Below are 14,557 nucleotides of genomic sequence, written 5' to 3' on the forward strand. Positions count from 1 at the left end.
AAGGCCTTTCATTGTTCATTTTTATGAAGTGTTTAACACAAGAAGTGAAGCCTTTAGAAGGGAACAATATTACAAATCGGTAAATGGTTACATTTATCTAAAGCAAAATAATATTATATAATTCGGAGAGGTGTCAGAGTGGTCGATCGAGCACGCTTGGAAAGCGTGTGTACTGCAAGGTACCGCGGGTTCGAATCCCGCCCTCTCCGCTTTAGTAAAATACTTCGTTTTGTAAGTATTAATTCACCATATTTTGTATTATTCTTGATAAATTAAAATCTAATGATAAAACAGTTTTAATTTTATCGCAAAGAACAAACAAAATATGAATAAGCATTTATTAAGCGTAACGGCTGTGGCGATGGCTTTATCGGCTAATGCACAGCAAAAAAATACTTTTACCGTTCAAGATTATGAACGTGCTGAAAGTTTTATGAGTTACAATACAGAAAAATTCATTGATGGTGGTAATGTTAGACCAAACTGGCTAGACGGCGATAAATTTTGGTACACTGTAAAGATAAATGGTGAAGAAAAAACTTACCTGGTCGATCCATCAACTAAAACAAAAACACTAACAACCGAATATAAATCTGGCAGCCCGGTTCAAGCTCCACGCAGAGGAAGAGGAGAAGTTTTATCACCGGATGGCAAAAAATCAATCTTAATAAAAGATTATAATTTATATGTTAAAGATATTGCTTCTGGCAAATTAACTCAATTAACAACCGACGGTGTTAAAGATTACGGCTATGCTACCGATAATGCAGGTTGGAAGCATAGCGATGGCGCAATACTTCGCTGGTCGCCTGATTCGAAGAAAATTGCCACCTTCCAGCAAGATCAACGCAATACAAAAGATATGTATTTGGTTACCACAAATGTTGGTTCGCCAAAATTAGAAGCCTGGAAATATCCTTTACCTGGCGATAAGGAAATACCAACAATAAGACGAGTAATTATCGATGTTGAGCAGCCAAAAGTTATTTCATTAAACGTAGCTCCAGATCCGCATCGTGCTACTTTGAGCGATGACATTTCGAGCAGTGGCACTTTTGATGATATTGATTGGAAAGCAGATGGCTCGGAAGTTGCTTTTGTTTCTACATCAAGAGATCATAAAATAGAAAAATTCCGTATCGCAAATACAACAACCGGTGCAGTACGTGAAGTTTTTGAAGAAGTTGTGAAAACACAATACGAATCTGGACAAGGTGCGATAAACTGGAGATACTTACCAGCATCGAAAGAAATTATCTGGTATTCGGAACGCGATAATTGGGGCCACCTTTATTTGTATGATGCTACTACCGGAAAAGTTAAAAATCAAATTACAAAAGGCGAATTTGTGGTTGCAAGGGTTGTAAAGGTTGATGAAAAAACCCGCACAATATATTTTGTAGGAAATGGCAAAGAAGCTGGAAATCCATATTTTACACATTTATATAAAATAGGATTTGATGGCAAAAAATTAGTTTCATTAACACCACAAGAAGGCAATCACGTTAGTAGTTTTTCTCCAACAGGAAAATACATTTTAGACACTTATTCTCAGCCAAATGTTCCATCGGTTACTGTTTTAAGAGACTTAAACGGCAAGCTTATCAGTACCTTAGAAAAAACAGATGTAACACGATTGGCGGCAACCGGTTGGAAAGCTCCTACTCCGGTTACAGTAAAAGCGCATGATGGTAAAACTGATATTTACGGTTTAGTTTTTACACCAACTAAAATAGAAGCAGGAAAAAAATATCCCGTTATTGATTATATTTATCCTGGTCCACAAGGCGGAAGTGTTGGTAGCTGGGCATTTGCGGCCTCTCGTGGCGATAACCAAGCTTTAGCCGAATTGGGTTTTATAGTTGTAGTGATTGAAGGTACAAGCAATCCCGACCGCTCTAAAAGTTTCCACGATATGAGCTACGGAAATATGGCAGAAAATACACTTCCAGATCAGATTACTGCGATTAAACAACTTGCTTTAAAATACCCAATTGATACAGCCAAAGTTGGTATTTGGGGGCATTCGGGCGGTGGTTTTGCTACTGCAACGGCAATGCTTCGTTATCCAGATTTCTTTAAGGTTGGTATTTCTGAATCTGGAAACCATGATAATAGAAACTATGAGGATGATTGGGGCGAACGATACAACGGTTTAGTTGAAAACGCTGATTACGAAGCTCAGGCCAATCAGAATTATGCCAAAAATTTAAAAGGCAAGCTAATGTTAGTACATGGATTGATGGATGATAACGTTCCTCCTTATAACACATTGTTAGTTGTGGAAGCTCTACAAAAAGCAAACAAATCATTTGATTTGGTTATTTTCCCTAACAGCAGACATGGCTTTGGAGAATATTCGGCTTACATGATGAGAAGAAGATGGGATTATTTTGTGCAACATTTATTGGGTGCTGAACCACCTAAAGATTATAAAATGAAGGGTCCGACAAGATAATTTAATAAGGATAGCTAAACGGCTATCCTTTTTTATTACAACATAGTTGATGTAAAACAAAGTTTACCTTTGGAGGTTAATATTATTAAAGCAAATATGGGAAAAACGAGATCATTAAATAATGTAATTATAACCGGAAGCACAGGAATGGTTGGGGAAGGTGTTTTAATCAGGTGTTTAAATAGTCCTGAAATTGATTCGGTATTAGTGATTAACCGTAAACCATGTGGTTATGTACACGCCAAGCTGAAAGAAATTATTCACAAAGATTTTTTAGATTTTACACCAATTGAGGAACAGCTTAAAGGTCATAACGCCTGTTTCTTTTGCCTTGGAATTACTTCTTTAGGTGCCGACAACGACACTTATTACAAAATGACTTATACTTTAACTTTACATATCGCAAAAATATTAGCTGAGTTGAATAATGATATGACTTTCTGTTATGTTTCTGGCAGTGGAACTAATGCAGAAGGAAAGTTAAATTGGCAAAAAGTAAAGGGGAAAACTGAAAATGACTTAATGAAACTTCCCTTTGAGCAGGTTTATAATTTCAGGCCAGGTTTTATAAAACCAATTGAGGGACAAAAATTTGCCCACAAATTTTATAAATACATAAACTGGATGTTCCCCATCGGGAGAAAATTTTTCCCGAATGGATTTTGTAAAATGGAAGAGCTTGGAGATGCAATGATTAATACGTTAAGCCATAACAATGAACGTAGAGCATTAGAAGGCAAAGATATTATAGCTTTAGCTAATGAACCATCTTAAAGGTGGAAATTGGAGGACGGAAGATTGGAAATGGAAATGTAAAATGGATTAGGGCAAATGTAAAGCAAAGTATCTATTCCGTTTCACATCCCCCATCTTACATTTCCATCTTACCGCTCACATCGTAACTATTTTTTATTGTCGTGTTTACGTTGGTTATCTTTATTCGAAGTTTGGTCTGAACGTTGTCCGCCTCCATTAGTAATACCTTGAATTTTCTTATCAACCTTTACATCGTGATTTGCTCTATCGGCGATTGAACTTCCTTGAACTGTTGGATTGTTCTTTGGTGTATTTACATTTTTCATGGTTAAAAGTTTTAGTTTAACATTTATTGTAAAGCGCTATTACATTAACTTTTGATATTGCAGAAAGTTTTAATTTTTTAATTTAAAAGGCTCCATACATTTTTATAAACTGCCTATTCATTAATTATAAATATTTATATTTTTTGAAGCGCGAAGCTTGTACAATTATTAATAGTTAGTCCTACTTTATGCTTCAATCTTTTTGCCAATGTTATCAGCAACTTATTGAAGCACTACATCAAAAAGTATTTTCGCTACAATTAGGGCTATTTACTTTGGCTTATGCAAGGGAAACCCATCATAGTAGCAACAGCTTTGTACTTAAACCTGATTGGCGTGAAAATACTTTTGGCCTACCAAACTTACGAAGTCTGAATATCGCCATCGGGGCAGAGACTTCATAAGTTTAGACAAAAGATTGTAACAGAAAGCAGGACTACTTTTTGAAAGTACTACTGAACGGTAATTTTCAAAACGCTTTAATTAGTACAACCTTAACTTTTAAAATGTATTAAATCGATTACTTGGATTGGTTTTTGTTTTATTAGCATATAACTTATTAATTTAGCCGCTACAACAAAACACTGTGAAAAAGAACTTACTAACACTTATAACCATCTGCACACTGGCATTTTCTGCAAGTGCACAACAAATTAGCTATATAGAAATGCTGGCAAACCAACCTAAATGGGTTGATTCGGTATTTAAAAAATTAAACAGAAGAGAACGAATTGCCCAAATGTTTTTTGTGAGGGCACATACTAATTTAGGGCAGAAATATACTGATTCGGTTGGTTTAGTGATTAAGAAAGAACAGCTTGGTGGAGTAATATTTTTTCAAGGCGGGCCAGTAAGGCAAGCCATGGCAACAAATGCTTATCAGAAGGTAAGTCGCGTACCGTTAATTGTAGCTAATGATGGGGAATGGGGCTTGGGTATGCGTTTGGATAGTACAATTTCTTACCCATACCAAATGACATTGGGTGCCATCCAAAATAAAGAGTTGCTTTATAAAATGGGCCTGGAAGTTGCCAAAGATTATAAGCGTTTGGGTATGCAAATGAATTTGGCTCCAGATGCGGATATAAACAACAATCCAAAAAATCCGGTTATTAACTACCGTTCTTTCGGAGAAAATAAATTTAATGTTACGACAAAAACAGGCTCTTACATGAAGGGGATGCAAGATGGAGGCTTACTAACCACATTGAAACATTTCCCTGGTCATGGAGATACTGATGTAGATTCTCATTATGATTTACCACAGCTAACTTTTAGCGCAACGCGATTGGATACGTTAGAAATGTACCCTTTTAGGGAACTAATTAAGCAAGGTGCTTCGGGCATTATGATTGCTCATATGAATATTCCTTCATTGGATAATACACCAAATTTGCCTTCTACATTATCAAAACCAATTGTAACGGGTATTTTGAAGCAAAAACTGGGCTTTAAAGGTTTAATCATTTCTGATGCAATGGACATGAAAGGTGTTGTGAAATATTTTAAAAACGGCGAGGCCGATTTGATGGGCATTATAGCTGGTAACGATATTTTAGAACTTTCGGAAAATAGCGACAGAGCAATCCATTTAGTTCGAAAAGCTGTTCGTCAGGGCAAGATTGATATAAAAGTAATAGATGAGAGTGTTAGAAAAATTTTAACAGCTAAATATTGGGCAGGATTAGCGCAAAAAGATACTATTGTGACCAAAGGCTTAATAGCCGGAATTAATCGCAATTCTAGTAATGCGCTTGTGCAGGAATTGGCAAATGCTTCTGTTACGATGTTAAAAGGTAAAGATTATATTAAAAACCTGATTCCGATAAGAAGAACGGCTATTATTAGTATTGGCGTACCAACTGTAACTAAGTTTCAGAAAGAAATTTCGAAAGGTTTCTATAATTCGGTGTATTATGTTTTAGATAAAGATGCAAGCGCAACACAAATTTCGAATGTTGCAAGAGAGATTGCAGCCTTTGACCAAGTTATTGTTGGCATTCATGATAGTCGCTCGAGACCTGGAAATAACATTCAGCTGAATGCCGGCGTTAAGAATTTTATTAAAGATTTATCAACCAGAAATGCAGTTTTTGCATTGTTCGCAAACCCATATAATCTTGCAGGTTTGCCTGGTTTAGAAAATAGTAAAGGTTTGGTGGTTGGCTATCAAAAGGAAGATTATATGCAAATTTCTGCAGCAGCCGTAATTAATAACAGATTAGTTCCTACAGGCAAATTACCAGTTAGTATTTTGCCAAATTATAAGTTTGGCGACGGGATGTAAGCCCTCATTTCATTTAAGAAGCTTTCTTTATTAAAATTCAAAACAATATCGTTCTTTAAATCATTATATATTAATAAAACATAATGTTATGATAGACCCAAAAGACGAAGATTATTCCAACGACCCAAATGATGCTCTACGCAGAGAAGACGACACAGAAAATATTAATGAATTGAATGGCGAAAGCTCTAACATAGAACACGATAAAGATTTGTTAGAACAAGCTGATGAAGCTTCGAGACCATCTTACGAGTTAAATGTAGATGATTTAAAGGAAGATTATTCAGAAGATTAAAAAAAAGCCACAAATTAGCAGTTAACAACTAAAAATTTGTGGCTTTGAATTTTTTGACATGCAACCTATTTCGCTTTAGGCTTGTAAGTTTCTGGATCTACAGCTGCAACAGTCCACCCTTTTAAAAAAGAATTAATTTTTTTAACATCGTGACCAACTTTGCGCTTCCCATCCGCTCCAATTTCCTCTGATTCAAGATAAGCGGAGTTTTGAATATGTAATACTTTTCCTTTACCATCTAAGACAACAAAAACAGGATAGCCAAAACGGTTTGGAAAACCCAAGTATTTCATGGCTTCATCGTTATGATGATCTTTATCCCAATTCACTAAAACATATTCGAAGTTATCGCTTATTGTTTGTTTTAAAACTGCGGTTATATCAACCAAATTATGAAAGGCGATGCACCAAGTACACCAATTACCCCCAACCTGCACCAATACATGTTTTTTTGCTTTGGCTGCTTTTTCTGTAGCCGCTTTCAAATCTGCCATAGCGTTTGCTTCAGGATTGTAAATATGAACACCTTCTTTCTTGACCTGACCAAAAGCTGTTACCGAAATAAAAAGGACAGCCAATATTGTTATTATCTTTTTCATGATTTTAAGAATGATGGAACAAAAATAGCAAAGACTACTAACTTTATAGATTATCAATCCTATCTTTTACAGAAGGAATACATTTTTGCAAAGCTTATCTTTGCATCACAATGGATTTTTTAGACATACATACTCATAAAACCTCGCAGGGAAAGGATGTTTACAGCATTCAGAGCCTATCGCTAACCAGTGATATTTTCTTAGCAATGCCTAAAACTAAACCCATTTCAATCGGATTACATCCTTGGTATGCTTCAAAGGATAAACTTGAAATTCAATTGAGGTATTTACAAGTATTATCGAAACAATGCAATGTAAAACTGATTGGCGAATGTGGTTTAGATAAGCTAAGAGGTGAAAGTTTAGAAATCCAAACCTACATTTTAGAGCAACAGATATCTATCGCTGAAGAATTAAACAAACCCTTAATTCTACATTGTGTAAAAGCTTTTTCTGAATTAATAGAAATCAAAGAGCGTTTGAAAGTTAAAGTTCCGATGATAATTCACGGTTTTGCTAAAAATGAAATTCTTGGTAAACAGCTTTTAGATAAAGGTTTTTTGCTGTCGTTTGGAGTAGCGATTTTAAAAGAAAATTCTGGTGCAGCAAAGCTGATACAAGAATCCAATAATTTTTTTCTGGAAACAGATGATTCGGACGTTTCAATTGAAGAACTTTATCAAGCGGCTGCGAATCTAAAAAAATGTTCTGTTGATGAATTAAAAGCACTTATTTTTGCAAACTGGGATAAATTGAGTTTGCTGTAACCGTTTTTACCTTCAGTTTTTACTTTTTACATTACACTTTACTTAAAAAATGTCTGATACAAGCTGGCTTTCACGCTCTGCCTTATTGGTAGGAAATGATGGAATTGATAAATTACAATCGAAACACGTTTTGGTAATTGGTTTGGGTGGCGTGGGCTCTTTTGCTGCCGAATTTATTTGTCGGGCAGGTGTTGGTGAAATGACTATTGTAGACGGCGATGTGGTCGACCCAACAAACCGCAACCGACAATTACCTGCTTTAGCTACTAATCATGGCGTAAGTAAAGCGGCAATTATGCAAGAACGCTTGCTTGCAATAAACCCTGAACTGAAACTTCACGTTGTGAATACTTTTTTAACACCAGAAAAATGCAGAGAAATTTTGGAATCAAATTTCGATTACATTATGGATTGTATAGACAGTGTAATGCCGAAAATTACCTTATTAGGTACAGCACTACAAAAAAACATTCCGATTGTAAGCTCGATGGGTGCTGGTGGCAAAATGGATCCCACAAAGCTTAGAATAGCCATGCTTCCCGATACCTATCAATGTGTATTTGCCAGTTATGTACGCAAAAGGCTTAATAAATTGGTTGGTGCAGCAAAGATAAAAGCAGTTTTTTCTACCGAGGAAATGGATAAAAATTCCATGATTATGACTGATGGAAGTAACTTCAAACGTTCTGCTTATGGAACAGTTTCTTACCTCCCTGCAGCTTTTGGTGGTACTTGCGCTTCAGTTGTTATTCGCGATTTACTTGGTTTAAAAATAGAAATGGCCGAAAGACCAGCAAGGATTAGTCATAAAACTTTGGCCAAGAGAAAGCTCAAGAAAAAATAACTATTGTGGATATTCTAATTTCGGGAGGATTTTAAATTGTTGTAAGTTTAAATTCCGAAACGAAATCATTTTATGCCTCAACCTTTAAAAATTCTTCAAGCTTCTGCAGGCTCAGGTAAAACGTTCAGTTTAACTGCACATTACCTCACACTACTTTTTTCTAGCGAGAATAAATACCGAGAAATTTTAGCCGTAACCTTTACCAACAAGGCTACAGAAGAAATGAAAACCCGAATTTTAGAGGTTTTAATTGGCCTGGCTCAAGGAAATCCTTCAAAAAAAATTGATGATTACCGAAAGTTGATTCTAAAAGCTTATCCACAATTGAGTTCTCAGGAACTTCAAAGCAAAGCAGATAAAATTTACCGAAAAATTCTTCACGATTACAGTCGTTTTTCGGTAAGTACTATTGATGGTTTTGTGCAAAAAGTTATTCGTGGCTTCGCATTTGAGTTGGGTTTAAATGCCGATTATAATTTAGAAATGAATTATGATAAGGTAAAAGACGATTTGGTAAATAAGCTTGATGAAGCTTTAAATGACAATAAACAACTTTTACAGTGGATTATTGATTTGGCAATCGAACGCATCAGCGATAATAAAAGTTGGAATTACAAAATCGAACTCTATAACCTTATTGGAGAAATTTTCTCAGAACGATTTCAGATTTTTGAATCTGCGGTTGAAGAATTAGGATTAGAGAACATTGATGAACTATTCAAAAAATACATCAGTGTTACCAAAGATGAAATCAAAAATTTTGAGAGCGAAATTATTCAGTTAGCAACTGATGCCCGTGAAGCACTTGAAGTTTTAGGTGTAGAAAACGATCAGTTAAAAGGAAAATCTAGAAGTCCGCTGACGAAATTAGTTGTGGTGGCAAGAGGTGATTTTTCAAAAATTGAAGCGCTTTTTAACCTTATCGATGAGCCTGATGAATGGTTTCAAAAAAATGCAGATAATCCTGAAGCTTTTGCTACAGTTAACCCGATTTTACAGCAGATTAAAACACATTATCTAAATCATTTGCCAAATTACCAGTTGGCAATCGCCTTTAATAAAAACCTGTATTATTTACGTTTGATGCAGGAAATTGCAGTCCTGCTGAAAGAATATCGGGCAGAAAATGATAATCTTTTAATCAGTGATGCGCAAAAATTAATTTCGGGAATTACAGAAGATGCAGGCGACAATCCATCATTTATTTGGGAAAAAGTTGGCAATCGTTACCGTAATTTTTTGTTTGATGAATTCCAGGATACATCAACCAGTCAGTGGGGAAGTTTTAAATCCCTATTAACCAATGCCATTGCCACGCCAAGCTTAGATTTAACCGACCATCTGATTGTTGGCGACACGAAACAATCTATTTACCGTTGGCGAAATGGCGATTGGAACATCTTACATAAACATGCAAAGTTAGATGTTGGTGCGCACAATGTTATCGAAGATAGTTTAGAAGAAAATTATCGCAGTACCGAAAACATCATCACCTTCAATAATTTCCTTTACCGACAAATACCGGCAACACTTCAGGAAGAGCTGAATCAGAATATTACTGGCAAACCCGCACATATTACAGCCTGGTGGGATTCGCAATATTACAACTCCATAATTACTGATATTTACGCAGGTTCTACGCAAAATTTTGCGCCACAAACCGTAAAGGGCGGAACCATAAAAATTAAAAAATTTAGCAAAGAACATGCGCCAGATGAAGTGCGTTTTACGGAAACAATTTTCAGAGATATTGCGCTGAATGATATTATTGAGGAGATTCTCTACCTAAAAAATGAACAGCATTATGCGCTAAAGGATATTGCAATCCTGGTTCGCTCCAATAGCGAGGCCATGTTAACCGTTCAAAAATTGATGGAGCAAAAACTTCCTGTTTTATCTGGTGATGCCTTGCTGATTTCGAATAATTCTGCTGTACAACTTATCATCAATACTTTGAAAACATTAATTGGTTTAGATGCGCAAACCGCTTTATACAAGGCAAACTGCATTGCACTTTACCATTCGCTGCACGAAAAAGAAGCAAATGCAAATCATTATTTAAACTTAAATAATACCTCATTAAGTTCTTTAAGTCATGTTTTACCAAAATCGCTTTGCGAAAACTGGCAATCGTGGCTACAACTTCCCTTGGCAGAATTAGTCGAAATTTTATTTGAAGCGTACGACCTTAAAAACCTCAATCAGCATCTACCTTATTTATTAGCTTTTAGAGATTTAACCGCTAATGCGGGAAAACTTGGTGAAAAAGGCATCATTTCCTTTTTAACCTGGTGGGATGAAGATGGTATAAAAAAATCGCTTCCATCGCCCGAAGGTGCAGATGCCATTCAAATTATTACCATCCATAAATCTAAAGGATTAGCTTTTAGAGCTGTCTTTTTGCCGTTTTGCAATTGGGAAGTTAAGGGTAAAACAAATTCAACTTTCTGGGTTTCATCAGAAGATACGATTTATAAAGAGCTTAGAGGAATTCCTTTAAAATATAATGAGGCTTTGGCCGATTCTGCCATTGCACAAGCTTATTATGAAGAATTGCTCTACAACAATATGGATGCCTTAAACATGCTTTATGTTGCCACAACGCGGTCGAAAGATTATTTATATATCGCTACGATGGGCAAAAAAGAGCCAAAACTTTCGAACATGGGCGATGTGATAAACTTCACTTTCGATGAACAGTTTGATGAAAATGGCGTTTACGAAATTGTGGATTTTATAAAAAATGAAAGCAAAACTGAAGAAACGAATTTCATTAATTTAAAGCATTATCCAACCACTAGCCGATTATCTGAGCTTTATATTCCATCAGAAGAAAAGCACTTAAAGCATTTGGTTAACATCGAAAATTCTGGTAGAGAAGGTTCTTTGCTTCATGATATTTTAGCGAGCGCAACTACCGAAAAAGGTGTGGAGGATTACATCTCAAATCTTATTCTACAAGGCATAATCAAGGCAGAAGAAAAGGAAAAACTGGCGGAATCTGCAATGGAAGTTTTAAATCATCCAGAACTAAAAGAGATTTTAAATAAAGCAACCGAAAGCATCACCGAAAAAAACATTATTGATGCAAACGGCAAGCTCCATCGACCAGATAAGGTTTTAATAAACGCCGATGAAGTGATTATTCTGGATTATAAATTTACTTTGGAAGAAAGCGATAAACACATTGAACAGGTATTAAATTATAAAAAATTACTTAGTCAAATGGGATATGAAAATATTCATGCCTATTTGTTTTATGCAGTTAATCAAAAACTGAAACCAGTATTTAATTAACCAAATTAATATGTCCTGATGCTTATGGAAATTTTGAAGGAAATCCATCTTAAGCTAAAACCATATTTATAAAATTACGCTACTCATTGAAAAACTTTCTAGTTCCACTCGTTGTAATTTTACTACTATTTGGCAAATCTCTTTTTGCACAAACTAACTGTGAGGTTACTGGCGTAGTTGCTGATTCGACAAAGAAAGCAATGAGCAATATCACGGTAAGGCTATATTCTACTAAAGATTCTCTGCGTACCACAACAGATGACAATGGTCGTTTTACATTTTCTAAAATAAATGCAAAGCAAATTACAATACACATTAGTGCTGTTGGATTTAACACCCGAATGGCTAAATACACAATAAAGCCTGATATGCAGGAAATAGACCTGGGCACAATAATTTTATCAGCAGGAGAAATAACCTTGCCCGATGTAATAATTAAAGCAAAGCCTGTGGCAATTAAGTACATGCAAGATACTATTGAATATGATGCAAATGCATTTAATGTTCAGGATGATGATAGAGTAAGCGACTTATTAAAACAGCTTCCTGGTGTAGAGGTTGATGATGATGAAAATGTTACTGCCATGGGTAAAAGCATGACTAAGCTGAGGGTTAATGGTGAAGACTTTTTTACTAATAATGTTAAAGACTTTATTTCAAAACTTCCTGCAGGAATTGTTGCCAAAATACAAGTAATTGATGATTTCGGCGATATGGCAAATTTTACGGGCATTAAAGTTGGTGAGCCTAACAAAATGCTGAATATCGTTACAAAACCAGGCATGAACAAGGGGCAGTTTGGTTTTATTGCCTTAAACGGTGGAACCAACAGACAAATTGGAGGAGGTGCGAATGGTAATTACTGGAAGGGTTCGAAACAAATTAGTGGAGGGATGGGCTACAATGTTGCCGATAATGGAGCAGGACTTTCAAAAAATAAAAACACATCACTTTCCATTAACGATAAAATTAATAAAAACGCTCGGTTTGGCGCTAACTATAATTTTAATGGCAATAACAATAATAATAGAACCATGCAGATTGCTGAAACCGTGAGTGAGTTAGGAAGATTAAATAGCCGACTAGAAAACTTTAATCAATCTTCTAATAATGGTCATAATTTTGGCCTAAATTTGAATCAAACCACTAAAGATATTTTTGTTACGGGCTCAGCATCCTTAAATTACAATCAATCTGAATCAGCTGCAAATTCTTTGAATAATCAAACAGGTTTTATAAGACAAGATTTTAAAAATAACTCTAATTCCAGTAATACTGCACCTAATCTGCAAGTAAATTTAGATTTCTCAAAGAAACTTAATAAAAATACCTTCTCAGGAAATTTTTCATTTTCAAATTCTACCAATAAATCTAATCAAGATATCAGCACAAATACATTGTATTACTCAGCAGCTGGCATTTTGCAAAAGGATTCATTACTTAATAGAATAGTTTATAATAACGGAGATACTAAACGATTTAATTTCGGTGTAAGTTATAGTTTCCTCTTAAAAAAGGATACTATTTTTACAAAAAGCTTATCCGTTAACTATCATGGCTCAGCAAACATCACCGAAAGCGACTTACAAACGCTGGTGCTTAATCCTGCAACTGGTAGAAATGTTAAAATAGATTCATTGAGTATATTTACCAGAAATGCCTCAATAAATCAGTCTTTAAGTCTTAATTATAACCAATCTGGCAAGAAAAACAGGATGAGTGCTGGGCTAAATATTAGTCCAAACTTAATAAAGAATAACTATCCCGAACTAAATTCAACATTCAATAATAATTATATCAATATCTCTCCAAGCATTAATTATTCAAAGACAATTAGTAGTTCAAAATCATTATCGATTTTTTATCGTGGACAGAATAGTAATCCGTCCATTATGCAGATTCAACCTGTAAGAAACACACGTAATTTGCAGAATATTGTAATTGGAAACCCAAATCTGAAATCATCATTTAGTAATTCACTTTCAGCCAGTTTTAATTCATTTGGGAAAAAATCTAACATTTCATTTATGACTGGTGTTAGCTATAATACAATCAGGAATGAGATTGTTAACAGCACTACTTTTATTTCTGATACACTTGGGGCCTTTAAGCAAGAAACACGTTTTGAGAATGCGAATGGAAACTATAGTATTAATGGAAACTATGATCTAAATATCCCATTCAATAAAAGAAAATTTTCAATTAGTTTAAACGGTACTATTGGTAATTCTAGAAAGATTGCAATTGTAAATAGTATAAAAACATATAATCAGGGACTAAATTTTTCGCAAAGCATTAATGGCTCAATGAACCAGAAAAAGGTAACCACCAATGTAAGTTTAACTTACAGTATGAGCACAAATAATGATAATAACTTCATGTATCCTATGCCTACCGACCCTTCTTTTAACTATAACTTATTAATGAATACAGGTCAATCGTTTTTTACAACCAAAAGTTTAAGCAGCAACATTTCGTCATCTTTACGACTTAAAAATTTTCGCTTTGGTTTTAATGGGAATTATATGCTCAACAACAATAATACTGCTAATACAATTACTCAAAATATAAATGCTAAAACACAATCGTTTAACCTTGGTGCATCTGGAAATGGAACAGCCCTTAAATCATGGAATTTTAACTTCAGTGGAAATAAAAGATTTACTAAAGGTTATAATTTAAATAATATAAATCCATTGATTATTAACTTAGGAGTTGGAAAATCATTCTTAAAAAGTAAAAGTCTATCTTGTACAGTTAGTGTTAACGATTTACTTAATGAAGGTAATAATATTTCGCAGAGTATATTTGGGAATACCATTATCGAAAGCAGAAATAACCAAGTGATGCGTGTAGTTAACTTTGGATTGAATTATAATATATCAACCTTTGGAGGTAAAAAATTTAGATTGAGAACCGATTAAATAA

11 protein-coding genes and 1 tRNA gene are annotated in these 14,557 nt (G+C 34.8%); 10 read left to right on the forward strand and 2 right to left on the reverse strand.

What is annotated here, in order from left to right; translation table 11 throughout:
* The first annotated feature begins 10 nt into the window (after nt 1-10).
* The 4 genes from QWY86_RS20050 to QWY86_RS02735 all read left to right on the forward strand — a co-directional run bounded on the left by QWY86_RS20050 (nt 11) and on the right by QWY86_RS02735 (nt 3,232).
* On the forward strand, nt 11-121 hold the full coding sequence (locus QWY86_RS20050) for a hypothetical protein (protein ID WP_435406622.1): 111 nt from the start codon (nt 11-13) through the stop codon (nt 119-121).
* Nucleotides 122-124: 3 nt separating this feature from the next.
* A tRNA-Ser gene (locus QWY86_RS02725) sits at nt 125-209 on the forward strand.
* Nucleotides 210-325: 116 nt separating this feature from the next.
* Nucleotides 326-2,458: a S9 family peptidase gene (locus QWY86_RS02730; RefSeq protein ID WP_290238494.1), complete on the forward strand. Its 2,133-nt coding sequence runs from the start codon at nt 326-328 to the stop codon at nt 2,456-2,458.
* A gap of 96 nt (nt 2,459-2,554) precedes the next feature.
* Complete coding sequence (locus QWY86_RS02735; RefSeq protein WP_290238496.1) at nt 2,555-3,232, forward strand: Rossmann-fold NAD(P)-binding domain-containing protein; 678 nt, start codon at nt 2,555-2,557, stop codon at nt 3,230-3,232.
* A 128-nt stretch (nt 3,233-3,360) separates the two neighbouring features.
* On the opposite strand, the gene QWY86_RS02740 is transcribed toward QWY86_RS02735, so the two are convergent.
* Complete coding sequence (locus QWY86_RS02740; RefSeq protein WP_231460413.1) at nt 3,361-3,540, reverse strand: hypothetical protein; 180 nt, start codon at nt 3,538-3,540, stop codon at nt 3,361-3,363.
* Between the two features lie 586 nt (nt 3,541-4,126).
* Here QWY86_RS02740 and QWY86_RS02745 point away from each other — a divergent pair.
* Nucleotides 4,127-5,827, forward strand: a complete 1,701-nt coding sequence (locus QWY86_RS02745) for a glycoside hydrolase family 3 protein (RefSeq protein WP_290238499.1) — start codon at nt 4,127-4,129, stop codon at nt 5,825-5,827.
* A gap of 88 nt (nt 5,828-5,915) precedes the next feature.
* Nucleotides 5,916-6,122 (forward strand): hypothetical protein, encoded by a 207-nt coding sequence (locus tag QWY86_RS02750; protein WP_290238501.1) that lies wholly within the window; start codon nt 5,916-5,918, stop codon nt 6,120-6,122.
* Between the two features lie 65 nt (nt 6,123-6,187).
* Here QWY86_RS02750 and QWY86_RS02755 read toward each other — a convergent pair whose 3' ends face one another.
* Entirely contained in the window at nt 6,188-6,721 is a 534-nt protein-coding gene (locus tag QWY86_RS02755; RefSeq protein ID WP_290238503.1) for a thioredoxin family protein, read from the reverse strand.
* A gap of 110 nt (nt 6,722-6,831) precedes the next feature.
* On the opposite strand from QWY86_RS02755, the gene QWY86_RS02760 reads away from it, so the two are divergent.
* The 4 genes from QWY86_RS02760 to QWY86_RS02775 all read left to right on the forward strand — a co-directional run bounded on the left by QWY86_RS02760 (nt 6,832) and on the right by QWY86_RS02775 (nt 14,553).
* Nucleotides 6,832-7,488, forward strand: coding sequence for a TatD family hydrolase (locus tag QWY86_RS02760; RefSeq protein ID WP_290238505.1), 657 nt, complete (start codon nt 6,832-6,834; stop codon nt 7,486-7,488).
* Nucleotides 7,489-7,537: 49 nt separating this feature from the next.
* A complete protein-coding gene (locus QWY86_RS02765) occupies nt 7,538-8,332 on the forward strand; it encodes a tRNA threonylcarbamoyladenosine dehydratase (protein WP_290238507.1) in 795 nt (264 codons plus the stop codon).
* Nucleotides 8,333-8,404: 72 nt separating this feature from the next.
* A complete protein-coding gene (locus QWY86_RS02770; protein ID WP_290238509.1) occupies nt 8,405-11,629 on the forward strand; it encodes a UvrD-helicase domain-containing protein in 3,225 nt (1,074 codons plus the stop codon).
* Nucleotides 11,630-11,715: 86 nt separating this feature from the next.
* A complete protein-coding gene (locus QWY86_RS02775) occupies nt 11,716-14,553 on the forward strand; it encodes a TonB-dependent receptor (RefSeq protein ID WP_290238512.1) in 2,838 nt (945 codons plus the stop codon).
* Nucleotides 14,554-14,557: the final 4 nt, after the last annotated feature.

It is taken from the genome of Pedobacter aquatilis, assembly GCF_030409415.1.
Taxonomy (GTDB): Bacteria; Bacteroidota; Bacteroidia; order Sphingobacteriales; family Sphingobacteriaceae; genus Pedobacter; species Pedobacter aquatilis.

Excerpts from the sequence above, each read along its gene's own strand:
- QWY86_RS02740 (WP_231460413.1), bottom strand. The coding sequence starts at position 3,540 with ATGAAAAATGTAAATACACCAAAGAACAATCCAACAGTTCAAGGAAGT.
- QWY86_RS02760 (WP_290238505.1), top strand. The coding sequence starts at position 6,832 with ATGGATTTTTTAGACATACATACTCATAAAACCTCGCAGGGAAAGGAT.
- QWY86_RS02770 (WP_290238509.1), top strand. The coding sequence starts at position 8,405 with ATGCCTCAACCTTTAAAAATTCTTCAAGCTTCTGCAGGCTCAGGTAAA.
- QWY86_RS02755 (WP_290238503.1), bottom strand. The coding sequence starts at position 6,721 with ATGAAAAAGATAATAACAATATTGGCTGTCCTTTTTATTTCGGTAACA.
- QWY86_RS02750 (WP_290238501.1), top strand. The coding sequence starts at position 5,916 with ATGATAGACCCAAAAGACGAAGATTATTCCAACGACCCAAATGATGCT.
- QWY86_RS02735 (WP_290238496.1), top strand. The coding sequence starts at position 2,555 with ATGGGAAAAACGAGATCATTAAATAATGTAATTATAACCGGAAGCACA.
- QWY86_RS02765 (WP_290238507.1), top strand. The coding sequence starts at position 7,538 with ATGTCTGATACAAGCTGGCTTTCACGCTCTGCCTTATTGGTAGGAAAT.
- QWY86_RS02730 (WP_290238494.1), top strand. The coding sequence starts at position 326 with ATGAATAAGCATTTATTAAGCGTAACGGCTGTGGCGATGGCTTTATCG.